General features: G+C 60.5%; 17 protein-coding genes. 13 read left to right on the forward strand and 4 right to left on the reverse strand.

Annotated features, from left to right (window positions below; translation table 11 throughout):
• Positions 1–6: 6 nt before the first annotated feature.
• The 4 genes from AB4P96_RS19415 to AB4P96_RS19430 form a co-directional block, all read right to left on the reverse strand.
• Positions 7–2,262, reverse strand: coding sequence for an arginine/lysine/ornithine decarboxylase (locus AB4P96_RS19415; RefSeq protein WP_170040260.1), 2,256 nt, complete (start codon positions 2,260–2,262; stop codon positions 7–9).
• A 201-nt stretch (positions 2,263–2,463) separates the two neighbouring features.
• Positions 2,464–3,204: a DNA polymerase III subunit epsilon gene (dnaQ, locus tag AB4P96_RS19420; RefSeq protein ID WP_169987818.1), complete on the reverse strand. Its 741-nt coding sequence runs from the start codon at positions 3,202–3,204 to the stop codon at positions 2,464–2,466.
• 79 nt (positions 3,205–3,283) lie between these two features.
• The gene (rnhA, locus tag AB4P96_RS19425; protein ID WP_017136932.1) at positions 3,284–3,736 is read right to left on the reverse strand and encodes a ribonuclease HI; all 453 of its coding nucleotides are present in this window, start codon (positions 3,734–3,736) and stop codon (positions 3,284–3,286) included.
• Positions 3,737–3,767: 31 nt separating this feature from the next.
• Positions 3,768–4,526: a class I SAM-dependent methyltransferase gene (locus tag AB4P96_RS19430; RefSeq protein ID WP_017136933.1), complete on the reverse strand. Its 759-nt coding sequence runs from the start codon at positions 4,524–4,526 to the stop codon at positions 3,768–3,770.
• Positions 4,527–4,591: 65 nt separating this feature from the next.
• Here AB4P96_RS19430 and gloB point away from each other — a divergent pair, with 65 nt between their 5' ends.
• The 13 genes from gloB (at position 4,592) to AB4P96_RS19495 (ending at position 22,837) form a co-directional block, all read left to right on the forward strand.
• Positions 4,592–5,359 carry a hydroxyacylglutathione hydrolase gene (gene gloB, locus AB4P96_RS19435; protein ID WP_017136934.1) on the forward strand — a complete coding sequence of 256 codons (768 nt, stop codon included), beginning with the start codon at positions 4,592–4,594 and terminating at the stop codon, positions 5,357–5,359.
• A gap of 98 nt (positions 5,360–5,457) precedes the next feature.
• On the forward strand, positions 5,458–6,864 hold the full coding sequence (locus AB4P96_RS19440) for a transglycosylase SLT domain-containing protein (protein ID WP_056859491.1): 1,407 nt from the start codon (positions 5,458–5,460) through the stop codon (positions 6,862–6,864).
• 211 nt (positions 6,865–7,075) lie between these two features.
• Entirely contained in the window at positions 7,076–8,905 is a 1,830-nt protein-coding gene (locus AB4P96_RS19445; RefSeq protein WP_017136935.1) for an extracellular solute-binding protein, read from the forward strand.
• Positions 8,902–10,734: an extracellular solute-binding protein gene (locus AB4P96_RS19450; protein WP_395599950.1), complete on the forward strand. Its 1,833-nt coding sequence runs from the start codon at positions 8,902–8,904 to the stop codon at positions 10,732–10,734. Before AB4P96_RS19445 ends, AB4P96_RS19450 begins: the two co-directional genes overlap by 4 nt.
• Entirely contained in the window at positions 10,735–11,808 is a 1,074-nt protein-coding gene (locus AB4P96_RS19455; RefSeq protein WP_017136937.1) for a microcin C ABC transporter permease YejB, read from the forward strand.
• A 1-nt stretch (position 11,809) separates the two neighbouring features.
• A complete protein-coding gene (locus tag AB4P96_RS19460; protein ID WP_012723835.1) occupies positions 11,810–12,829 on the forward strand; it encodes an ABC transporter permease in 1,020 nt (339 codons plus the stop codon).
• 1 nt (position 12,830) lies between these two features.
• Entirely contained in the window at positions 12,831–14,441 is a 1,611-nt protein-coding gene (locus AB4P96_RS19465) for an ABC transporter ATP-binding protein (RefSeq protein WP_099549134.1), read from the forward strand.
• A 951-nt stretch (positions 14,442–15,392) separates the two neighbouring features.
• Complete coding sequence (locus AB4P96_RS19470; protein ID WP_010210937.1) at positions 15,393–15,674, forward strand: peptidylprolyl isomerase; 282 nt, start codon at positions 15,393–15,395, stop codon at positions 15,672–15,674.
• A gap of 130 nt (positions 15,675–15,804) precedes the next feature.
• Positions 15,805–17,667, forward strand: coding sequence for an extracellular solute-binding protein (locus AB4P96_RS19475; RefSeq protein ID WP_169987663.1), 1,863 nt, complete (start codon positions 15,805–15,807; stop codon positions 17,665–17,667).
• Positions 17,667–18,725, forward strand: coding sequence for a microcin C ABC transporter permease YejB (locus AB4P96_RS19480; RefSeq protein WP_069788428.1), 1,059 nt, complete (start codon positions 17,667–17,669; stop codon positions 18,723–18,725). Before AB4P96_RS19475 ends, AB4P96_RS19480 begins: the two co-directional genes overlap by 1 nt.
• Positions 18,725–19,747, forward strand: a complete 1,023-nt coding sequence (locus AB4P96_RS19485) for an ABC transporter permease (protein ID WP_043050504.1) — start codon at positions 18,725–18,727, stop codon at positions 19,745–19,747. The genes AB4P96_RS19480 and AB4P96_RS19485 overlap by 1 nt, the downstream gene beginning before the upstream one ends.
• Before the next feature lie 10 nt (positions 19,748–19,757).
• Positions 19,758–21,329, forward strand: a complete 1,572-nt coding sequence (locus AB4P96_RS19490) for an ABC transporter ATP-binding protein (protein ID WP_395599951.1) — start codon at positions 19,758–19,760, stop codon at positions 21,327–21,329.
• Between the two features lie 101 nt (positions 21,330–21,430).
• Positions 21,431–22,837, forward strand: coding sequence for a sigma-54-dependent Fis family transcriptional regulator (locus AB4P96_RS19495; protein ID WP_169987659.1), 1,407 nt, complete (start codon positions 21,431–21,433; stop codon positions 22,835–22,837).
• Positions 22,838–23,019: the final 182 nt, after the last annotated feature.

Genomic DNA, 23,019 nt, shown 5'->3' on the forward strand with positions numbered 1-23,019 from the left:
ACATCCTTAACCCTTGATGCAATCGACGGTGTAACAACGGCCACTGCCGTCATCTTCGTGTTGCAACCCATGAACATCGGCGACAAAACCGGGGAAACTGCTATCGAACGTACGGGCAAATGCCAGATAGTCGATGATCGAGCGTGTCGACTCGGTAAAGCGCTCGCCCGGCATGATCAACGGGATGCCCGGCGGATAAGGCACCAGCATCACGGCTGCGATGCGTCCTGGCAAGGCGTCAATGGAAACGGCTTCGACTTCACCCCTGACCAGTTGGTCGTAGGCATCGGCCGGTTTCATCGCAATTTCCGGCAACACGGTGTACATCCGCTTGAGGTGCTTGGCGGTGGCGTTGCTGCGGTAACAACTATGCAATTGGTCGCACAGGTCACGCAAACCCAGGCCTTGATAACGTGCCGGGCCTTCTTTGAACACCGAGGGTAAACAACTGGCCAGGCTGGCATTGGCGTCGTAGTTGCGCTTGAACTCCAGCAATTCGGTGAGCAAGGTACTCCATTTGCCTTTGGTAATGCCCATGGAGAACAACACCAGGAAGGAATACAAACCGGTCTTTTCCACCACCAGCCCCCGTTCCCAGAGGAATTTGCTGACCACTGCGGCGGGAATTCCGCAGTCGCTCAAGGCGCCACCGGCGTTGAGGCCGGGCATCACCAAGGTGACTTTGATCGGGTCCAGCAACACATAGTCTTCGGCCACATCGCCAAAGCCATGCCAGTCATCCTGCGGGTGCAACAGCCAATCCGCGGTGGCGACCCGGTCGATGCCGGCCACCGACGGTGGTTGCCAGATGGAGAACCACCAGTCTTCGGCGGCAATATGCTGGCGCAGGTTGGCCAGGGCACGGCGAAAGCTCAGGGCTTCGTCGAACATCTCCTGCAACAGCGAGCGCCCGGCCGGGCCTTCCATCATCGCCGAAGCCACATCCAGCGAAGCGATGATGCTGTATTGCGGAGAAGTGGAGATGTGCATCATGAAGGCTTCGTTGAAGCGGTCGCGGTCCAGCTGGCGCGCGCCACCGTCCTGCACGTGGATCATCGACGCCTGGCTGAAGGCCGCGAGCAATTTGTGGGTCGAGTGGGTAGTGAATACCAGCGGGCTGTCCGGTGTGCGCGAGGTGCCCATGCCATAACGCCCGGCAAAGAATTCGTGAAAGGCCGCGTAGGCGTACCAGGCCTCGTCGAAGTGCAACACCTCGACACTGTTGCCCAGTTGCTGTTTGATCAGTTCGGCGTTGTAGCACAGTCCGTCATAGGTGGAGTTGGTGACCACCGCCAGTTTCACTTTCGCCGGCCGGCCACGGGTCAAGGGGCTGGCTTCAATTTTGGCGCGGATCGACTCGGGGCTGAATTCGCTTAAGGGGATCGGGCCGATAATCCCCAGTTCATTGCGCTCCGGGCACAGGTACAGCGGGATCGCGCCGGTCATGATGATCGAATGCAGCACCGACTTGTGGCAGTTTCGATCCACCAACACCAAGTCATCGCGCCCGACCATGGAATGCCAGACGATCTTGTTGGCCGTCGAGGTGCCGTTGATCACAAAGAACGTGTGATCGGCGCCAAAGTTACGCGCCGCGCGGGCTTCGGCTTCGGCCAAGGGCCCGGTGTGATCGAGCAATGACCCCAGCTCCGGCACCGACACGGACAAGTCCGAACGCAGGGTGTTTTCGCCAAAGAATTGATGAAACGCCTGCCCCACCGGGCTTTTGCGATAAGCCACACCGCCGCCATGGCCGGGGGTGTGCCAGGAATAGTTGGAGTCGGCCGTGTGCTGCACCAGCGCTTTGAAGAACGGCGGCAACAAGCCATCAAGGTAGGCGCGTGCAGCGCGAGCCACTTGGCGGGCCAGAAACGGCACAGTGTCTTCGAACAGGTACAGAATGCCGCGCAGTTGGTTGAGCTCGCTCATGGCATCGGCCGGCGCGTTTTCCAGGGTGACCTGCTCGCCCAGGGCAAAGATCGGCAGGTTGGGCGCCCTCACCCGCGCCAGACGAATCAGCTCGACCATGTTTTGCAGCAGGTGGGTGTTTTCGCCAGCGCCCTCGGCGGCAATCAACATGCACGCCAGGCCATGATGGGTAGAAGCCACCAATCGGCCTTCGGCGTAATCCACCGCAGAAAAAATACTGAAGCCCTCTTGTTCCAACTCCCTGGCGATGCCTCTGACCCGATCACCGGCAACGGTGTCGGCCTTGATGTCACGGTGCACGATAAGAACAGGGAACTTCAGGTCTTTGTACATGAGTGCTTTGAGTCCTGAGGGCTATGCACTCAGGGTAGAAGCTGGGAGGGGATGTGGCGAATGAAGATTTTACAGACGACGCAAATCTACTGTGGGAGCTGGCTTGCCTGCGATGCAGGCACCTCGGTACTTCAGGCACACCGAGTTGATGCCATCGCAGGCAAGCCAGCTCCCACATTTTTTAATCGTGTTCAGCCGTGATTATTGCTGAGTCAGTTGCGACCACAACGCCGGCGCACCCGCCGACTTGGCAATCGCTTCCAGGCGCGCCGCATGCTCAGCCAAATCCTGCTCGCTGGCACGGATGATGGTGGTCGGCTTGCGATCCGCCGCCAAACGGCGGATTTCCGAAGGACGGTTGCCCGAACCTTCCGCCGAGCCGCTGCCATCGGAAGCATTACCGGCCAGGGACAGGCTGGTCTGCCCGCCGGTCATGGTCAGGTAAACGTCGGCGAGAATCTCGGAGTCGAGCAAGGCGCCGTGCAATTCACGGCCAGAGTTATCAACCCCATAACGTTTGCACAACGCATCCAGGCTGTTGCGCTGGCCGGGGTGACGCTCACGGGCCATCATCAAGGTATCGAGAATCGAGCAGTGCTGGGAGATATCCGCACGCTCGGTCTGCCCCATCAGGGCAAACTCGTTATTGATGAACCCGACGTCGAACGCCGCGTTATGGATGATCAGTTGAGCGCCGTTGATGAACTCGAAAAACTCGTCCGCCACTTCAGCAAAGCGCGGCTTGCCCTTGAGGAATTCATCCGTAATACCGTGGACGCCAATTGCGCCCTCGTCACTGTCACGATCCGGTTGCAGGTAGACGTGAAAGTGACGCCCGGTGAGGCGGCGACCCATCAATTCGACACAGCCGATTTCAATGATCCGGTGACCATCGGTCACCGGCATGCCGGTGGTTTCGGTATCGAGTACAACAGATCGGATGGCCATCAGGGTTCAGCTCTCAACGGTGGTGTGCAGTGTGGTGTGAATCAAGGGGCGCGATGTTAACACGTCAGCCGGCTCAGCTCTGTTTGTAGCCCCGAACTTCATCCACGCCACGGTTGGCCAATTGATCGGCGCGCTCGTTGCCCGGGTGGCCGATGTGGCCGCGTACCCATTTCCAGGTGATGTCATGGCGGTTGCATTGCTCATCGAGGAGTTGCCACAGGTCGGCATTCTTTACCGGCTCTTTGGCCGCGGTTTTCCAGCCGCGCTTCTTCCAGTTGACCATCCACTCGTTGATGCCCTTCATCACGTATTGCGAGTCGGTCACCAACAGCACGTCACAGCGACGCTTGAGTTCTTCCAGGCCGCGAATGGCGCCCATCAGCTCCATGCGGTTGTTGGTGGTGTTGGCTTCGCCGCCCCACAGTTCCTTCTCCACACCTTTGCACACCAGCAACGCGCCCCAGCCGCCGGGGCCAGGGTTGCCCTTGCAGGCGCCATCGGTGAAGAGTTCTACGGTATCGGTCATCAGTTGCTCGGTCTTCAATCAAAAAGAGGGGTTACGGTTCGCTCTGCTTGCGGTTGACCTTGGCCATCGGCATCGGCACCAGCTTGCCCATGGGCTGACGCGCGACCTGCCGCACCGGCCGCAGCCCGACCACAATCTTGCGCGCGACCAATAAATAGAAGCCACCGCCCGACAGTTGCCAGGCACCCGCCCGGCGCTCCCAGCCGGCCAGCCGTCCTTGCCACTTGGCAGACGCAAGCGGCGGACGATAGCACCCGAAGCGGCGTTTCTCCAGCGCGAAGCCCAGCAGGTTCAACCAGTCGCCCACCCGCGACGGCGCGATGCAACGCGCCTGGCGCAAGCCGTCATGGGCGAACACATGGCGCAGGCCCCAACTGCTCCAGGGGTTGATGCCGATGATCAGCAAATGGCCACCTGGGCGCACGCTGCTGGCGGCCTCGCGCAGCAAACCGTGGGGCGACAGGCAGAAATCCAGGCCGTGCTGCAGCACCACTACATCGGCGGCATGTTCGCTCAGCGGCCAGGCCTGTTCCTCGCACACAATCTCGACCCCAGGCAACGGCGCGCCCAGGCGCACATTGCGTTGCACCTGCGGCGCAGCGGGCGGCGTCTGGGCCGACGGGCCGTAGTGCACCAGGTAGCCACCAAAGAACCGGCCCAGCTCGTCTTCGAGCATGCGCCGCTCTTCGTCCAGCAAAAATTGCCCGATCGGCCCGGACAGCCAATCACGGGCTGCGCTGATCAGGGCCAGCCATTCAGGATCGGCCTGGGCGAACGCTTTATCAGTCATTGCATTCTCCAATTCGCCTAGACGTTCTAAGATGCACCAAAGTGTTCAGCTTGGCGAATCGAAGAATGATACAGATCAGTGCCCTGCCCGCCTTCACCGATAACTACATCTGGTTGTTACAAGACCCTGATACCCTACGCTGCGCCGTGGTCGACCCCGGCGATGCCGCGCCGGTGCTGGCCTGGCTCAAGCAAAACCCTGGGTACAGGCTCAGCGACATCCTGATCACCCACCACCACCATGATCATGTCGGCGGCGTCGAACAGCTCAAACATGCAACCGGCGCCAAGGTTTACGGCCCGGCGAACGAAAAGATCCCGGCGCGGGACGTGGCCCTGCACGATAACGCGCGCATCAACGCGCTCGGCTGGGACTTCGACGTTTATAGCGTGCCCGGCCACACCCTCGGCCATATCGCCTATTACCACCAGGGCGTGCTGTTTTGTGGCGATACCCTGTTTGCCGCCGGCTGCGGGCGCCTGTTCGAAGGCACCCCGGAACAAATGCACGCCTCGCTAGCGCGCCTGGCCGCCCTGCCCGCCGACACGCTGGTGTACTGCACACATGAGTACACGCAAAGTAACCTCAAATTTGCCCACGCCGTGGAACCGGACAATGCCGATATCGCCGAACGCGTCGAGACCGTCAAGCAATTGCGCGCCCGTGGTGAAATGACACTTCCCTCCAACCTGGCCCTGGAAAAACGTACTAACCCTTTCCTGCGTACCGCCGAAACATCCGTTAAACAAAAAGCGGACGAACGGAACGGTCGCGACAACCGCACTGGGGCCGAGGTGTTTGCTAGCTTGAGGGCTTGGAAAGATAAGTTCTAAGCGGATGCAATCTGATACGGAATTTCTGAATGGTTGACCGGAACCAAAGCGCTTTCTAGAATCGCCCGACATTTTTGCCCGGAACTTACTTCCAGCCAATGTCGTCATCTATTCGTAAATCCATTTCTTCAGACGCATTGACCCGCCTGGCTCAAGCCGTGGCGGTGGCCGTTTCCGCGACTCTGGCGGGCTGCCAATCGACCAATTTCGCTGCACAATCCACCGTGCAACCCAAACCCAATCTTGCTGCCAAGATCAAGCAAAAACCTATTTGGCTCTCAGAGAAGCCTAGCCCCGAAGTGCCCCAGGATGTCTGGGAACGCATGCGCCGGGGCTTTCAATTGCAGGACGGCCTGGGTGTGAACCCGCGCATCGAGCAACAACGCTTGTGGTTCGCCAGCAACCCGTCCTTTTTAGAGAACGCCGGAGAACGCGGCAGCCTCTACATTCACTACATTGTCGAACGCCTTGAAGAACGCAACATGCCCCTGGAGCTGGCGCTGCTGCCAGTGATCGAAAGTGCCTACAACCCGATGGCCTATTCGCGCAGCGATGCGGTCGGCCTGTGGCAGTTCATCCCCTCCACCGGGCGCTACTTCAACCTGCGCCAGACCCGCGCCTACGACGGCCGCCGCGATATCACCGCCTCCACCACCGCCGCCCTGGACTATCTGACGCGCCTGCATGACATGTTCAACGGCGACTGGCTGCTGGCCCTGGCGGCCTACAATGCCGGCGAAGGCACGGTCAGCCGGGCGATCGAGCGCAACGAAAAGCTCGGCCTGCCCACCGACTACTGGAACCTGCCCCTGCCCCAGGAAACCAAGGACTACGTGCCCAAGTTCCTGGCGCTGTCCCAAGTGGTGCTGGCCCCCGAGGCCTATGGCGTCAACCTGAGCCCGATTGCCAACACGCCGTACTTCGAAGTGGTTGAAGTCAAGCAAAGCATGGACCTGTCCCGGGTTGCCGCGCTGGCCGAGATCGACGAAGACGAACTGTTCCAGCTCAACCCGGCCCTGAAACAACGCACCACCCTGGACGGCCCGCAGCATTTGCTCGTGCCAAGCTCCAAGGCGCAGTTGCTCACCAGCACCCTTTCGACGATGAAGCCCGAAGAATTGCTGGCGATGCGCCCGAAAAAGCAGGTGTTCGACGAAGTTGAGAGCACACGGGTGGCCGGGCGTACCCGCAACTACAAGGTCCGCAGTGGCGACAACCTCACGCTGATCGCCAAGGCGAACAAGGTCGATGTACATGACCTGCAGCGCTGGAACAAACTCAATGGCCAGGCCCTAAAGGTCGGCCAGACCCTGGTGATGCAGGACACCCGCAAACTGGTGGCCAGCAGCAAGAAACCGGTGCAGTACAAGGTCAAGAAAGGTGACTCGCTGTACATCGTCGCCAAGCGCTTCAACGTCGAGATGCAACATCTCAAGCGTTGGAACCCGCGTACTGGCCAGGCGTTGAAGCCGGGGCAGATGCTGGTGGTTTCCGGGCCGCGCTAACCCCTCAAGAACACTGGGGAGCAAATGTGGGAGCGGGCTTGCTCGCGAAAGCGGTGGCACATTCAACATCTCTGTTGACTGACACACTGCATTCGCGAGCAAGCCCGCTCCCACATTGGATCTCCAGTGGTTTCAGCCACCTTTTTCCAACCGGAACAAGCTGTTACTGTACCGATCATAAAGCCCAAGCCGCCTGGATCGGATCTCTGACTTGAAGCGTCCCCTCCTTCTACTAATAAGTCTGGCCTTGAGCTTTGCTGCGAACGCGACGATTACCGAGAGCCACGGTTACACGCAGTTCGGCACACTCAAGTACCCGGCCAAATTCACCCACTTCGACTGGGTAAACCCTGCAGCGCCCAAAGGCGGGACATTGCGGGTCATGGCATTTGGCACCTTCGACACCCTCAACCCCTACACCTTCAAGGGCACCAGCCCGGTTTCCACGCCCAATTTCCTGCAATACGGCGTCAACGAGCTGAACGAGCCGCTGATGGTCGGCACCGGCCAGTACGCGCCGTCCGGTGACGAGCCCACCTCCAGCTACGGGCTGATTGCCCAATCGGTGGAGTACAGCGAGGACCGCAGTTGGGTGGTGTTTAACCTGCGCCCGGAAGCGCGCTTCCATGATGGCAAGCCGATCACCGCTTATGACGTGGCATTTTCCTATCGCACCCTGCTCACCGAAGGCCACCCGCAGTACCGCACCAACCTGCAGGAAGTGGCGCGGGTCGACATTCTCAACCGCCATCGCATCCGTTTTGTGTTCAAACGCGCCGGCAACCCACTGCTGATCCTGCGCCTGGGCGAACTGCCGGTTCTGCCCCAGCATTACTGGAAGAACCGCGACTTCAAGGCCACCACCTTCGAGCCGCCTTTGGGCAGCGGGCCGTATCGCATCACCAAGGTCACCCCGGGCCGCCAGCTGGTGTTCGAGCGGGTCAAGGATTACTGGGGCAAAGACCTGCCGGTCAACCAGGGTTTCTACAACTACGACAAGGTCGAAGTGGAGTTCTACCGCGACAGCGACGTGGCCTTCGAAGCCTTCAAGGCCGGTGAATTCGACCTCTATATCGAACACCAGGCCAAGAACTGGGCCACCGGCTACAACTTCCCCGCGGTCAACCGCGGCGACGTGATCAAGGCGCAGATCGCCCACCAGATCCCGACCCAGAGCCAGGGCTTGTTCATGAACACGCGGCGGCCGATCTTCAGCCAGACCAAAGTGCGTGAAGCCCTGGGGTTGATGTTCGATTTTGAATGGACCAACCGCACCCTGTTCAGCAGCGCCTATAAACGCACGCTCAGTTACTACCCCAACAGTGAGTTTTCTGCGACCGGCGTGCCAGTGGGGCATGAATGGCTGATGCTCTCGCCCTACCGCGACCAGTTGCCGCCCAACCTGTTCACTCAAGCCTTCAGCCTGCCGCAGACCGACGGCCGCGGCATCCCGCGCGAGACGTTGCGCCGCGCCCTGGCCTTGCTCGGCGAAGCGGGCTGGAAACTCTCAGACCAGCGGCTGCTCGACAGCAAGGGCCAACCGCTGCGCTTCGAGATTCTGCTGGTCAACCCGAACCTTGAACGCATCCTGCAGCCCTACGTCGAAAACCTCAAAAGTATCGGCATCGACGCGCGCCTGCGCACGGTTGACCGGGCGCAATACAAGCAGCGCCTGGATCAGTTCGACTACGACATGATCCTGATCACCCTCAACCAGACCTTGAGCCCGGGCCTTGAGCAGTGGCAGTACTTCCACTCCAGCCAGGCGGCCATCAAGGGCAGCAAAAACTACGCCGGCATCGCCAACCCGGTGGTCGACCACCTGCTCGACCAACTGCTGGCGGCGCAGACCCGCGAAGAACAATTGGCCGCCGGCCGCGCCCTCGACCGGGTGCTGCTGTGGCAGCACTACAGTATTCCCAACTGGTACCTCAACTATCATCGCTTGGCGTACCGCAACCGGTTCGCCTTTGTCACCACGCCGCCCTATAGCCTGGGTTTGAGCGCGTGGTGGCTGAAAGCTTCGGAGAAAGCCCAATGATGACCTTGCGCACCGCCCTGTTTGGCGCCTTGTTAGCGTGCGGCGCAGCCAATGCCGCGCCGCAACATGCGCTGACCCTGTACAGCGAGCCACCCAAGTACCCCGCCGACTTCAAGCATTTCGACTATGTAAACCCCGACGCGCCCAAGGGCGGCACCTTCCGTGAATCGAGCATGGGCGGCTTCGACAGCCTCAACCCCTACATCAGCAAGGGCGTGCCCGCAGACAACCTGCCGCTGATCTACGACACCCTGGCCATGCAAAGCCTGGACGAGCCCGTCACCGAATACGGCCTGGTGGCCGGCAAGATCGAAAAGGCTCCGGACAACAGCTGGGTGCGCTTCTACCTGCGCCCCGAAGCGCGCTTCCATGATGGCCATCCGATCCGGGCCGAAGACGTGGTGTTCACCTTCCAGGCGCTGATCAAGGACGGTTCGCCGCTCTACCGCAACTACTACGCCGACGTCGACGAAGTGGTCGCCGAAGACCCGCTGCGTGTGCTGTTCAAGTTCAAGCGCACCAATAACCGTGAATTACCGTTGATCCTCGGCCAACTGCCGGTATTGCCCAAGCATTGGTGGGCAACGCGCGACTTTGCCAAGGGCAACCTGGAAATACCGCTGGGCAGTGGCCCGTACAAGGTTGCCGAGGTCAAACCCGGGCGCATGGTGCGCTATGAGCGAGTCAAGGATTACTGGGCCAAGGACTTGCCGGTGACCCAGGGCTTCTACAACTTCGACAACCGCATCACCGACTACTACCGTGACAGCACCGTGGCCCTGGAAGCCTTGAAAGCCGGGCAGTTCGACTATTGGCTGGAGTTCAGCGCCAAGAACTGGGCCAACGCCTACAACATTCCGGCCGTGGCCCAGGGCCGGTTGATCAAGGAAGAAATTCCCAACGGCAATCCCACCGGCATGCAAGGGTTTGTGTTCAATACGCGCAAGCCGATGTTCCAGGATGTGCGGGTACGCAAGGCCATCAGCCTGCTGCTGGATTTCGAGTGGAGCAACAAACAGCTGTTCAATGGCGCCTACACCCGCACCCGCAGCTACTTCGAAAACTCGGAGATGGCCGCCACCGGCCTGCCCGGCCCGGCGGAAACCGCCATCCTGGCGCCGTTTCGCGACAAGATCCCTGCCGAAGTCTTCACCCAAGCCTTCGAGCCGGCCAAGACCGACGGCAGCGGCATGATCCGCACCCAGCAGCGTGAGGCTTACCAGCTGTTGCAGCAGGCTGGCTGGAAGATCGTCGACGACAAGATGGTCGACGCCACCGGCAAGCCGGTAAACATCGAGTTTCTGTTGACCCAGACCGATTTCGAACGGGTGCTGCTGCCCTTCAAGCGCAACCTGGCAGACCTTGGGATCAACCTGGTAATCCGCCGCGTTGACGTTTCGCAATACATCAACCGCCTGCGCTCGCGGGACTTCGACATGCTGGTGGGCAGCTTCCCGCAGTCCACCTCGCCGGGTAACGAGCAGCGCGAATTCTGGTCGTCCGCCGCCGCCGACAAATCCGGGAGCCGCAACTACATGGGTCTCAAGGATCCGGTGGTCGACCAACTCGTCGAAGAACTGATCAACGCAGACTCGCGCCAAAGCCTGGTCGACCACGCCAAGGCGCTGGATCGGGTCTTGCAGTTTGGCTACTACGTGATCCCCAACTGGCACATCAAGACTTACCGCGTGGCGTACTGGGATCACTTGGGTCACCCCAAAGTCCCGCCACGCTACGACGTCGGCACGGCCACCTGGTGGGCCAAACCTGAAGTCAAACCTGCCGTCGACACTGTCCAGAGCGCCGATCCGGCGAGCGGAGGCGATTAAATGCTGGCCTATATTGTTCGCCGCCTGTTGCTGATCATCCCCACGCTGTTCGGGATCCTGCTGATCAACTTCATCATCATCCAGGCCGCCCCCGGTGGCCCGGTGGAGCAGATGATCGCCAAACTCGAAGGGTTCGACGGCGCCACCAGCCGCATTGCCGGTGGCGGCGCCGAGGTCTCGGTGGCCGGCTCCAGCTACCGCGGCGCCCAGGGCCTGGACCCGGCGCTGATCAAGGAAATCGAAAAGATGTACGGCTTCGACAAGTCGGCGCCGGAACGCTTGTGGATCATGGTCAAGAACTACGCACGGCTGGATTTTGGCGACAGCTTCTTTCGCGACGCCAAGGTCATCGACCTGATCAAGGAAAAGATGCCGGTGTCCATCTCCCTCGGGTTATGGAGCACGCTGATCATGTACCTGGTGTCGATCCCGCTCGGCATCGCCAAGGCTACCCGGCACGGCAGCCACTTTGACGTGTGGACCAGCTCGGCAATCATCGTCGGCTATGCCATCCCGGCGTTTTTGTTCGCGATTTTGCTGATCGTGGTGTTTGCCGGCGGCAGTTACCTGGACTGGTTCCCCTTGCGCGGGCTGACCTCCAACAACTTCGAAGAACTAAGCTTAGGCGGCAAGATTCTCGACTATTTCTGGCACCTGGCCCTGCCCGTCACCGCGCTGGTCATCGGCAACTTCGCGACCATGACCCTGCTGACCAAAAACAGCTTCCTCGACGAAATCAACAAACAGTACGTGGTCACCGCCAAAGCCAAAGGCCTGACCAACCACCGCGTGCTCTACGGCCATGTGTTTCGTAATGCCATGCTGCTGGTGATTGCCGGTTTCCCCTCGGCATTTATCGGGATTTTCTTCACCGGTTCGCTGTTGGTCGAGGTGATCTTTTCCCTCGATGGCCTGGGCCTGATGAGCTTTGAAGCGGCGATCAACCGCGATTATCCGGTGGTGTTCGGCACGCTGTTTATCTTCACCTTGCTGGGGCTGATCGTGAAGCTGATCGGCGACCTCACCTACACCCTGGTCGATCCGCGTATCGACTTTGCCAGCCGGGAGCATTGAGATGAACCTGTCCCCCCTCAATCGCCGCCGGTTCGAGCGTTTCAAAGCCAACAAACGTGGCTGGTGGTCGCTGTGGCTGTTCCTGATTCTGTTCGTGCTCAGCCTGGGCGCCGAGTTGATCGCCAACGATAAACCGCTGGCAGTCCATTACGACGGTGGCTGGTATTTCCCGGCGCTTAAACGCTACCCGGAGACCACGTTTGGCGGCGAATTCCCGCTGGAGGCCAACTACAAAAGCCCGTATATCCAGGAACTGCTCAAGGCCAAGGACGCCTGGACGCTGTGGGCGCCCATCCCGTTCAGCTACCAGAGCATCAACTACGACCTGAAAGTCCCCGCGCCAGCGCCGCCGTCTTCGGTGAACCTGCTGGGCACCGACGACCAGGGCCGCGATGTGCTGGCGCGAGTGATCTACGGCTTTCGTGTGTCGGTGCTGTTTGCCCTGACGCTGACCGTGCTCAGCTCGATCATCGGCGTCATCGCTGGCGCCTTGCAGGGTTTCTATGGCGGCTGGGTCGACCTGGCCGGCCAGCGTTTCCTGGAGATCTGGTCGGGTTTGCCGGTGCTGTACCTGCTGATCATCCTCGCCAGCTTTGTGCAGCCCAACTTCTGGTGGCTGCTGGGCATCATGTTGCTGTTTTCGTGGATGAGCCTGGTGGACGTGGTGCGCGCCGAGTTCCTGCGCGGGCGCAACCTGGAATATGTACGTGCCGCCCGAGCGCTGGGCATGCAGAACGGCGCGATCATGTTCCGGCATATCCTGCCCAATGCCATGGTCTCGACCATGACGTTCATGCCGTTCATCCTCACCGGTGCCATTGGCACCCTCACCGCCCTGGATTTTCTCGGTTTCGGCCTGCCGGCCGGTTCGCCGTCCCTGGGCGAACTGGTGGCCCAGGGCAAATCCAACCTGCAAGCGCCGTGGCTGGGCATGAGTGCGTTTGCCGTGTTGGCGATCATGTTGAGTTTGCTGGTGTTTATCGGCGAGTCCGCTCGCGATGCCTTCGACCCGAGGAAATGAGATGAATCAGGACAATCTGATCGAAGTCCGCGACCTCTGCGTCGAGTTCGTCACCGGCGAGCATCATCACCGCGTGGTCAACAATGTCAGCTTCGATATCAAGCGCGGCGAAACCCTGGCGCTGGTCGGCGAAAGCGGCTCGGGCAAATCGGTGACCGCCCACTCGATCCTGCGCCTGTTGCCCTACCCGCTGGCGCGGCACCCGGCCGGCACCATCAGCTATTCCGGGCATGATCTGCTGACCCTCAAAGAGAAAACCATCCGGCATATTCGCGGCAACCGCATTGCGATGATCTTCCAGGAGCCAATGACCTCGTTGAACCCGCTGCATTCGATCGAGAAGCAGATCAACGAAGTGCTCGGCCTGCACAAAGGCCTGACCGGTAAAGTCGCGACCCGGCGCACCCTGGAACTGCTTGAGTTGGTGGGCATCCCCGAGCCGCACAAGCGCCTCAAAGCCCTGCCCCACGAACTGTCAGGCGGCCAGCGCCAGCGGGTGATGATCGCCATGGCCCTGGCCAACGAGCCCGAACTGCTGATCGCCGACGAACCGACCACGGCCCTCGACGTCACCGTGCAATTGAAGATCCTGGAACTGCTCAAAGAGCTGCAGGCCCGGCTGGGCATGGCATTGCTGCTGATCAGCCATGACTTGAACCTGGTGCGGCGCATCGCCCATCGTGTGTGTGTGATGCAGCAGGGTTGCATCGTTGAACAGGCTGATTGCGAGACGCTGTTTCAGTCGCCCCAGCACCCTTACACCCAGGAACTGCTGGCGGCGGAGCCCAGCGGTGGGCCAGCCAGTAACGAGGTCGGGCCGCCCCTCCTGGAAGTCGACGACCTGAAGGTCTGGTTCCCGATCAAAAAGGGCTTTTTGCGCAACACCGTCGATTACGTCAAGGCGGTGGACGGCATCAACTTCAGCCTGCCCCAGGGCCAGACGCTGGGCATCGTCGGTGAAAGCGGCTCGGGCAAGTCCACCCTGGGCCTGGCGATTTTGCGCTTGATCGCCAGCAAAGGCGGGATTCGCTTTGAAGGCCAGCAACTTGACCGCTTGACTCAGCAACAGGTGCGTCCGCTACGGCGGGAGATGCAGGTGGTGTTTCAAGACCCGTTCGGCAGCTTGAGCCCGCGGATGTGTGTGAGTGAGATCGTTGGCGAAGGCTTGCGTATCCACAAAATGGGCACGCCGGCCGAGCAGGAACTGGCGATTGTTGCAGCGCTCAAGGAAGTGGGCCTGGACCCGGAGTCGCGGCATCGTTACCCCCATGAGTTTTCCGGTGGGCAGCGTCAACGCATTGCCATCGCCCGTGCCTTGGTGCTCAAGCCCCGCTTGATACTGCTCGATGAACCGACGTCCGCGCTGGACCGCACGGTGCAGCGGCAAGTGGTGGAATTATTGCGGGGGCTGCAGGCCAAGTACAACCTGACGTACCTGTTTATCAGCCATGATTTGGCGGTGGTGAAGGCCTTGAGTCACCAGTTGATGGTGGTCAAGCATGGGCAGGTGGTGGAACAGGGGGACGCGGCGGGGATCTTTGCGGATCCGCAGCATGCTTATACGCGGCAGTTGTTGGAAGCTGCGTTTTTGGTGCCTGCTGTTGTGGTTTGATCGTGTACATATCCGTTATTTAGGTACCGGCGGCCTATGGTTCCGCTCTTACAGCGGGTCACTTTTGCAAGGACCGGAATGCCGGCCCAGTCAAAAGTAACCAAAAGGTCCTCGCCCCAACACTCGGTGCCTCGCTATGGCTCGGCATGCCCGCAATCCGACAGTGATTTGGGGGGCCGCCGCGATGGGCCATCCTTGGCCCAGCGCGGCTAAACCGGCATCCCTGCCGGTTTACCCCCCAAATCCCTGTCAGATTCCGGCCATCGTGTTTAACGGGGCGATTTCAGATCAAGATCAAGATCAAAAGCGCAGATCAAAAGACCGCTGACTTCGTCATCGAAAAGGATGTAAGAGCCGGAGCAACAGCAACAGCAGAGCCATACTCGATCAAAGGTGGGAGCTGGCTTGCCTGCGATGGCATCAACTCGGTGTACCTGATACACCAAGGTGTCTGCATCGCAGGCAAGCCAGCTCCCACAGAAAAGCAGATCTTCAGTGTATGCAAATCCGCCTTTCGCCTTTCGCTTTTGATTCAACCACTCAGGTCGGCTTTCAGGCCGCCGTGCTGTAGATCTTGATCTTGCTTTTGATCTGAGGCGCCCCGTTAACCACGATGGCCGAACGCAGGCTTGAATCCGTGGGTAACCCGGCAGGACGCCGGGTTAGCCGCGCTGGGCCAAGGATGGCCCATCGCGGCGGCCCACGGATTCAAGCCGGAGTGAGGGCACACCGAGCATTAGCGAGGTGCCGAGTGGTGGGGCGAAGACCTTTTGGTTACTTTTGGGGCGTTTGCCAAAAGTGACCCGCTGTAAGAGCGGAACCATAGGCCGCCGTTACCGCAGCAACGGATATGTACTCAATCAACCCAACCCACCACAAGATGGAACTTTGCCAACAAAAAACCACCTGAATCCGGTAGGCTCACCCTTTTTACTTCAAGGAGTTACCCCCATGGCCAAAGCCACCGCCCGCCACATCCTCGTTTCCACCGAAGACAAGTGCAACGAACTCAAGGCCCAGATCGAAGGCGGCGCCGATTTCGCAGAAATCGCCAAAGCCAACTCCAGCTGCCCATCCAGCCGCGACGGTGGCAACCTGGGTTCGTTCGGCCCAGGCCAGATGGTCAAGGAATTCGACACCGTCGTCTTCAGCGCCCCCGTCAACACCGTGCAAGGCCCGGTAAAAACCCAGTTCGGCTACCACCTGCTGGAAGTCACCAGCCGCCAGGACTGATCCCGTACGCGCTGATGCTATAAACAACGGCCCGCCTTTTGGTGGGCCGTTGTGCATCAAGTGACTGGCAACCCATAAGCCGTTAACGTACAAATCCCTATTACTGTTCACCCGGCGCTCAAGGCTGATAATGCGATTGGTTTTTTCCACAAAACTCTTCAGCTCCACCCTGGCCCTGCTACTGGCCAGCACCGCCGTGATCGCGGCCCCGCAAACCTACCTCACGGTATACGGCGAACCGGCCAAGTACCCCACCGGCTTCACCCATTTCGACTACGCCAACCCCAACGCGCCCAAAGGCGGCAGCCTGCGACGCTCAGCCATCGAAATCGGGCGCTTCGACCATGTATTGCCGTACATAGACAAAGGCATCGGCGTCTCCCAGGTCGACGGCTGGCTCTACGCCCCGCTGGCCCAGCGCTCCCTGGATGAGCCCTACACCGTTTACGGCCTGGTCGCTGAAAAAATGGAACGCGCCGACGACGGCCTGTCGCTGCGCTTCTACCTCAACCCCAAGGCACGCTTTGCCGATGGCACGCCGATCACCGCCGAAGATGTACGCTACAGCTTCGACCTGCTGATGACCCAAGGCAGCCTGCGCTTTCGCACCCTGTTCGCCGACGTCAAACACGTCGAAGTCGAAGGCGAGCGCCAGGTGCGCTTCGACTTTTCCAGCAATGAAAACCGCACCCTGCCTCTGGATATCGCCACCCTGCCGGTATTCCCCGAGCATTGGTGGAAAACCCGCGACTTCGCCAACGGTGGCGGCTACGAAGCGCCGCTGGGCAGCGGCCCGTACAAAATCAGCAAAATCGACTCCGGCAGCACCATCACTTTCACCCGCGACCCCGACTGGTGGGGCAAGGACTTGCCCGTCAGCCGGGGCCTGTACAACTTCGACCACCTGAGCCTGGAGTACTTCGGCGACACCGAGGTGGCCCGCCAGGTGCTGCGTGGCGGCGCCTATGACTTCAACCGCGAGTTCTCCGCTACGGGCTACTCCATCGGCTACAACGGCCCGGCCCTCGACGATGGCCGCCTGCAACGTGCGCACTTGGCCAAGGAGATGCCGCAACCGGCCCAGGGCTATGTGTTCAACGTGCAAAAACCGATGTTCAAGGACCGCCGCGTGCGCCAGGCCCTGGCGATGCTGTGGGACTTCGAATGGGCCAACCGGCAGATGATGCGCAATATGTACATCCGCCAGCAGAGCTTCTTCTCCAACAGCCCGCTGGCTGCAAGCCAACCGCCGACCCCAGAGGAACTGGCGATTCTTGAGCCACTGCGCGGCCAGGTGCCCGACGAAGTATTCACCCAAGTGTTCAAGGCGCCGGTCACCGACGGCAGCGGCATGATCCGTGACAAACAGCTGCAAGCCCTGGCACTGCTGGAAGCCGCCGGCTGGACACCCAAGGGCGACAAGCTGGTCAACGCCGACGGCGAGCCACTGGAGTTCACCTTCCTCAATGCCCAGGCCGGCCTTGAGCGCCTGTTGCTGCCGTACAAGCGCAACCTGGCGCAGATCGGCATCACCCTGAATATCCGCCGCATAGACTCGTCCCAGTACGTCAACCGCATCATGGCCCGCGACTACGACATGATCGTCATCGGCTTCCCGGTCACCACGTCGCCAGGCATGGAGCTGTACAACTACTTCGGCTCGCAGGCCGCCTACGACCCAGGTGCGAACAACTACATGGTGCTCAAAGACCCCGCCGTCGATACCCTGATCAGCGGGCTGGTCAAAGCCAACACCCAGGCGCAGATGCTCACCTATGCCCATGCCCTGGACCGCGTGCTGCAATGGAATTACCTGTGGATCCCCAACTACTACCCGCCCGGCACCTCGGCCGCGTGGTGGAACCGCTTTGGTCGTCCAGCCATCGAGGCCAAGAACGACGAAGCGCTGGAAACCTGGTGGGAAATCAGCTCCACACCACTGACGAATGAGCAAATGAACGCCGAGTTGAAAAAACGCGGAGGAACGCGCTGATGTTTGCCTATATCGTGCGGCGCCTGCTGCTGATTATCCCCACGCTGGTGATCATCCTGCTGGTCAATTTCGTGATCGTGCAGGCCGCGCCCGGCGGCCCGGTTGAACAAGCCATTGCCCACCTGCAGGGCATCGGTGGCGGCGGCATCGGCGGTGGTGGTGGCGAAGCCGTCAACGGCTCGCGCGCCAGCCGTGGCCTGGACCCCAAATTGATCAAGGACATCGAAAAGCAATACGGCTTCGACAAGCCCGCGCCGGAACGTCTGTGGCTGATGCTCAAGAACTACGCCCAACTGGATTTCGGTAACAGCTTCTTTCGCGGCAAAAGCGTGATCGACCTGATCCTGGAAAAAATGCCGGTGACCATTTCCCTCGGTTTATGGGCCACCTTGATCACCTATCTGGTGTCGATCCCCTTGGGGATTCGCAAGGCCGTGCGCCACGGCAGCAGCTTTGACGTGTGGAGCAGCACCGCGATTGTCATCGGTTATGCGATGCCGGCCTTCCTGTTTGCGATGTTCCTGATCGTGCTGTTCGCCGGTGGCACCTCGCTGAACTGGTTCCCGGTGCGCGGGCTGGTCTCGGAGAACTTCGACGAACTCAGCACAATCGGCAAAATTGCCGACTACTTCTGGCACCTGGTGTTGCCCGTCAGCGCCCTGGTGATCGGCGGGTTCGCGACGCTGACCATCCTCACCAAAAACTCATTCCTGAATGAAATCACGCGCCAATACGTGGTCACCGCCCGTGCCAAGGGCTTGAGTGAACGCCGGGTGCTCTACGGCCATGTGTTTCGCAACGCCATGCTGCTGGTGATCTCGGGGATTCCCCAGGCATTTATCAGCGTGTTTTTTGCCGGTTCCCTGTTGATCGAAGTGATCTTTTCCCTCGATGGCCTGGGCCGCATGAGCTACGAAGCCGCCGTATCCCGCGACTACCCGGTGGTCTTTGGCTCGTTGTTTATCTTCACCCTGTTCGGGCTCTTGATAAAACTCATCGGTGACCTCTGCTACACCCTGGTGGACCCGCGTATCGACTTCGCCGCGAGGAACGCCTGATGCTTAATCTGTCTCCGGTGGCCCGTCGGCGTTTCGAGCGCTTCAAGAAGAACCGCCGTGGCTGGTGGTCGCTGTGGCTGTTTATCGGCCTGTTTATCCTGACCCTGGGCGGCGAGTTGATCGCCAATGACAAACCCTTGGTGCTGAGCTTCAAGAACGAGCTGTATTTCCCGGTGTTCAAGCGCTACACCGAGCAACAGTTCGGCGGCCAGTTGCCCTTCCAGGCCGACTACCGCAGTGACTACGTGCAAAAGCTGATCAAGCAGGACGGCGGCTGGATGCTGTTCCCGCCGATCCCGTTCAGCGACGACACGCCCAACTACGAACTGACCCGCCCTGCCCCCAGCCCGCCCTCGGCGGTGAACTGGCTGGGCACCGATGATCAATCCCGCGATGTGCTGGCGCGGGTCATCTTCGGCGCACGGGTGTCGATCCTGTTTGCCCTGGCACTCACCGCCATCAGTGCCGCCATCGGCATCGCCGCCGGCGCCTTGCAGGGCTATTACGGCGGCTGGGTCGACCTGCTCGGTCAGCGCATTCTGGAAGTGTGGTCCGGACTTCCGGTGCTGTACCTGCTGATCATTTTGTCCGGCTTTGTCGAACCGAATTTCTGGTGGCTGTTGGGGATCATGGCGCTGTTTTCCTGGCTGGCCCTGGTGGACGTGGTGCGCGCCGAGTTCCTGCGCGGGCGCAACCTGGAATACGTCAAGGCCGCACGCGCCCTGGGCCTGGGCGATGGCAAGATCATTCGCCGGCATATCCTGCCCAACGCCATGACCGCCACCTTGAGCTACCTGCCGTTTATCTTGACCGGAGCAATTTCAACCTTGAGCGCCCTGGATTTTCTCGGGTTCGGCATGCCCGCCGGCAGCGCGTCCCTGGGCGAACTGATTGCTCAGGGCAAGCAAAACCTGCAAGCGCCCTGGCTTGGCCTGACGGCATTTTTCACCTTGGCGCTGATCCTGTCGCTGCTGGTCTTTATCGGCGAGGCATTACGTGATGCCTTCGACCCACGCTCATGAGTAATTGCGTATGAACCTGATCGAGATCCGCGACCTCAGCGTCGCCTTCAGCGGCCAGACCGTGGTGAGCAAACTGTGCCTGGACGTGCGCCCTGGCGAATGCCTGGCCTTGGTCGGCGAGTCGGGTTCGGGCAAGTCGGTAACCGCCCACTCGATTCTGCAATTGCTGCCAGACGCGGGCACGCACACCACAGGCTCGGTGAAGTATCGCGGCCAGGAGCTGATCGGCGCGTCGACGGCCACCTTGCAAAAGCTGCGCGGTAACCGTATTGCGATGATTTTCCAGGAGCCGATGACCTCGCTCAACCCGCTGCACAGCATCGAAAAACAGATCGGCGAAACCCTGCTGCTGCACAAGGGCCTGGGCGGCAAGGCGGCGCAGTCACGCATTCTTGAGCTGCTCGAACTGGTGGGCATCCAGAAACCCCAGGAGCGCCTCAAGGCTTACCCGCATCAACTCTCCGGCGGCCAGCGCCAGCGGGTGATGATCGCCATGGCCCTGGCCTGCGAGCCGGAGCTGCTGATTGCTGACGAACCCACCACCGCGCTGGACGTGACCGTGCAGCGCAAGATCCTGCTGCTGCTCAAGTCCTTGCAACAACGCCTGGGCATGTCGCTGCTGCTGATCAGCCATGACCTCAACCTGGTGCGCAGCATTGCCCAGCGTGTGTGTGTAATGCGCGCCGGAGAGATTGTCGAGCAGGCCGACTGCGAGACGCTGTTCACTGCGCCGCAACACCCCTACAGCCGCCTGCTGCTGGATGCCGAGCCGTCCGGCGATGCGCTGTGCAGTGATGAACGTGAGACGGTGTTGCAAGTCGACGACCTGAGCGTGCAATTCCCCCTCGGCGGCGGGCTGTTCAGGCGCAAAACCTGGCTGCGCGCAGTCGACGGCATTAGCCTTAGCGTGCAGCGCGGCAAAACCTTGGGGATTGTCGGCGAGTCCGGCTCGGGCAAATCCACCCTCGGCCAGGCGATCCTGCGCTTGCTCGATTCCACCGGCAGTATCCGTTTTCAGGGTGAAGCCCTCGACCCGCTGAACAACCAGCAGATGCGCCCATGGCGCAAGCAGATGCAGGTGGTGTTCCAAGACCCGTTCGGCAGCCTCAGCCCGCGCATGTCGGTGCAACAGATCATCAGCGAAGGCCTGGAAGTGCACGCGCCGTGCAGCCTGGCCGACCGCGATGCGCAAGTGATCCAGGTGCTCAAGGACGTGGGCCTCGACCCCGCCAGCCGTCATCGTTACCCCCATGAGTTTTCCGGTGGCCAGCGTCAACGCATCGCGATCGCCCGCGCCTTGGTGCTCAAGCCTGCGCTGATGCTGCTGGATGAGCCGACCTCAGCCCTCGACCGCACCGTGCAGAAACAAGTGGTGGCGCTGTTGCGTGAACTGCAGGAAAAATACGGCCTGACCTATCTGTTTATCAGCCACGACCTGGCGGTGGTGCGGGCCATGGCCCACGACATGATCGTGATCAAGGACGGCAAGGTGGTGGAGCGCGGCGCGAGCCATGTGGTGTTCGATACGCCGCAACATCCTTACACCAAAGAGCTGCTGGCGGCGGCGCACATCCCCTTGTAGGCGCTGGCTTGCCTGCGATGGCGATCTTGAGGACGCCATCGCAGGCAAGCCAGCTCCCACAGGACCGTATTCCAATCATATTTTGCGTTGGCAGTGTGAGCATGAATATCAGCGACAGCCTCAAGGACTACCAGCAGGTTCGCGGCCTGGCCATCCAGTCGCTGTTCGAGATCATCGAGCAGTCCAGCGAAGGCACGGTGATAGTCGATCGCGACGCGAATATCGTGTGGATGAATGAGCGCTACGCCAAACGTTTTGGTCTTAAAAGCGCCGATGAAGCCATCGGCCAGCCGTGCGAGCAGGTGATTTCCAATAGCCTGTTACGCCAGGTGGTGCGCAACGACCAGCCGATTCTGCTGGATATCCAGGACACGCCCAAAGGCCCGTTGGTGGTGATGCGCCTGCCGATCCACGATGACGCAGGCGCGGTGATCGGCGCGATCGGGTTTGCGCTGTTTGATGAGCTGCGCAACTTGTCGCCGCTGATCGAGCGCTACCTGAGCATGCAGCAGGAGCTGGCCTCCACCCGTTCGCTGCTGCGCTCGCGCCAGAGCAAATACAACTTCGCGCATTTTATTGGCACCAGCGCCGCCAGCCTGGAAGTCAAACGCCGGGCGCGGCGCAGTGCGAGTGCCGAGTCGCCGGTGTTGCTGCTGGGCGAGACCGGCACCGGTAAAGAGCTGTTGGCCCAGGCCATCCATGGTGCCTCCACACGCGCGCATAAGGCGTTTGTCAGCATCAACAGCGCCGCCATTCCCGGCGACCTGCTCGAAGCCGAGTTCTTCGGCACCGCGCCGGGCGCCTTCACCGGTGCCGACCGCAAGGGCCGCCCCGGCAAGTTGCAAATCGCCCAGGGCGGCACGCTGTTCCTCGATGAAATCGGCGACATGCCACTGCCGCTGCAAAGCAAACTGCTGCGGGTGTTGCAGGAAAAGGAATACGAGCCGGTGGGCTCCAACGAAATGGTGCACAGCGATGTGCGGGTGATCGCGGCCACGTCCATGGACCTGGAAGCGGCGATCAAGCGCGGCGAATTCCGGGCGGACTTGTATTACCGCCTGAACGTGCTGCCGATCCAGGTGCCGCCGTTGCGTGAGCGCCTGGAAGATATTCCGGCGTTGAGCGAGGCGATTCTTGAAGAGTTGCGCAGCCAGCATGAGCTTGACCGCGAAGCCTTGGCGTTGCTGGCGCAGCACGCGTGGCCGGGGAATATCCGTGAACTGCGCAACGTACTGGAACGCGCGGCGTTGTTGAGTGATGACCTGGTGCTGGATGCCGAAGAGATTCGCGCGGCGATCGGCACGTTCAGCCCGGTGGCCCGTGGGCGGGTGGAGACGGTCGAGGGCGAGACATTTGCGGCGGCGCGGGAGCGCTTTGATCGGCAGGTGATTGCGGCGGCACTCAAGGCCTGTGAAGGCAATGTGGTGGAAGCCGCCAAGCGGTTGGGGCTGGGTAGATCGACCCTGTACAAAAAAATGGTGGCATTGGACATGAGCGAGTCTCAATAAATAGACACAATTCCACAAACAAAGACAGCCCACTGTGGGAGCTGGCTTGCCTGCGATAGCGGCCCATCAGTCAATACCTATTGAGCTGAACCACCGCTATCGCAGGCAAGCCAGCTCCCACTTTTGATCCTTGCCAGTCTCAAAAAAGAGACAATCTCAAGAATTGCACCCGCACAAAATAA

It is taken from the genome of Pseudomonas sp. B19125, assembly GCF_044218855.1.
GTDB lineage: Bacteria > Pseudomonadota > Gammaproteobacteria > Pseudomonadales > Pseudomonadaceae > Aquipseudomonas > Aquipseudomonas edaphica.

What these genes read in the sequence shown, in the direction of transcription:
- AB4P96_RS19495 (WP_169987659.1), top strand. Translation starts at nt 21,431, where the DNA reads ATGAATATCAGCGACAGCCTCAAGGACTACCAGCAGGTTCGCGGCCTG.
- AB4P96_RS19460 (WP_012723835.1), top strand. Translation starts at nt 11,810, where the DNA reads ATGAACCTGTCCCCCCTCAATCGCCGCCGGTTCGAGCGTTTCAAAGCC.
- AB4P96_RS19415 (WP_170040260.1), bottom strand. Translation starts at nt 2,262, where the DNA reads ATGTACAAAGACCTGAAGTTCCCTGTTCTTATCGTGCACCGTGACATC.
- AB4P96_RS19475 (WP_169987663.1), top strand. Translation starts at nt 15,805, where the DNA reads ATGCGATTGGTTTTTTCCACAAAACTCTTCAGCTCCACCCTGGCCCTG.
- rnhA (WP_017136932.1), bottom strand. Translation starts at nt 3,736, where the DNA reads ATGACCGATACCGTAGAACTCTTCACCGATGGCGCCTGCAAGGGCAAC.
- AB4P96_RS19480 (WP_069788428.1), top strand. Translation starts at nt 17,667, where the DNA reads ATGTTTGCCTATATCGTGCGGCGCCTGCTGCTGATTATCCCCACGCTG.
- AB4P96_RS19430 (WP_017136933.1), bottom strand. Translation starts at nt 4,526, where the DNA reads ATGACTGATAAAGCGTTCGCCCAGGCCGATCCTGAATGGCTGGCCCTG.
- AB4P96_RS19455 (WP_017136937.1), top strand. Translation starts at nt 10,735, where the DNA reads ATGCTGGCCTATATTGTTCGCCGCCTGTTGCTGATCATCCCCACGCTG.
- gloB (WP_017136934.1), top strand. Translation starts at nt 4,592, where the DNA reads ATGATACAGATCAGTGCCCTGCCCGCCTTCACCGATAACTACATCTGG.
- AB4P96_RS19450 (WP_395599950.1), top strand. Translation starts at nt 8,902, where the DNA reads ATGATGACCTTGCGCACCGCCCTGTTTGGCGCCTTGTTAGCGTGCGGC.
- AB4P96_RS19470 (WP_010210937.1), top strand. Translation starts at nt 15,393, where the DNA reads ATGGCCAAAGCCACCGCCCGCCACATCCTCGTTTCCACCGAAGACAAG.
- AB4P96_RS19465 (WP_099549134.1), top strand. Translation starts at nt 12,831, where the DNA reads ATGAATCAGGACAATCTGATCGAAGTCCGCGACCTCTGCGTCGAGTTC.
- AB4P96_RS19440 (WP_056859491.1), top strand. Translation starts at nt 5,458, where the DNA reads ATGTCGTCATCTATTCGTAAATCCATTTCTTCAGACGCATTGACCCGC.
- AB4P96_RS19485 (WP_043050504.1), top strand. Translation starts at nt 18,725, where the DNA reads ATGCTTAATCTGTCTCCGGTGGCCCGTCGGCGTTTCGAGCGCTTCAAG.
- AB4P96_RS19490 (WP_395599951.1), top strand. Translation starts at nt 19,758, where the DNA reads ATGAACCTGATCGAGATCCGCGACCTCAGCGTCGCCTTCAGCGGCCAG.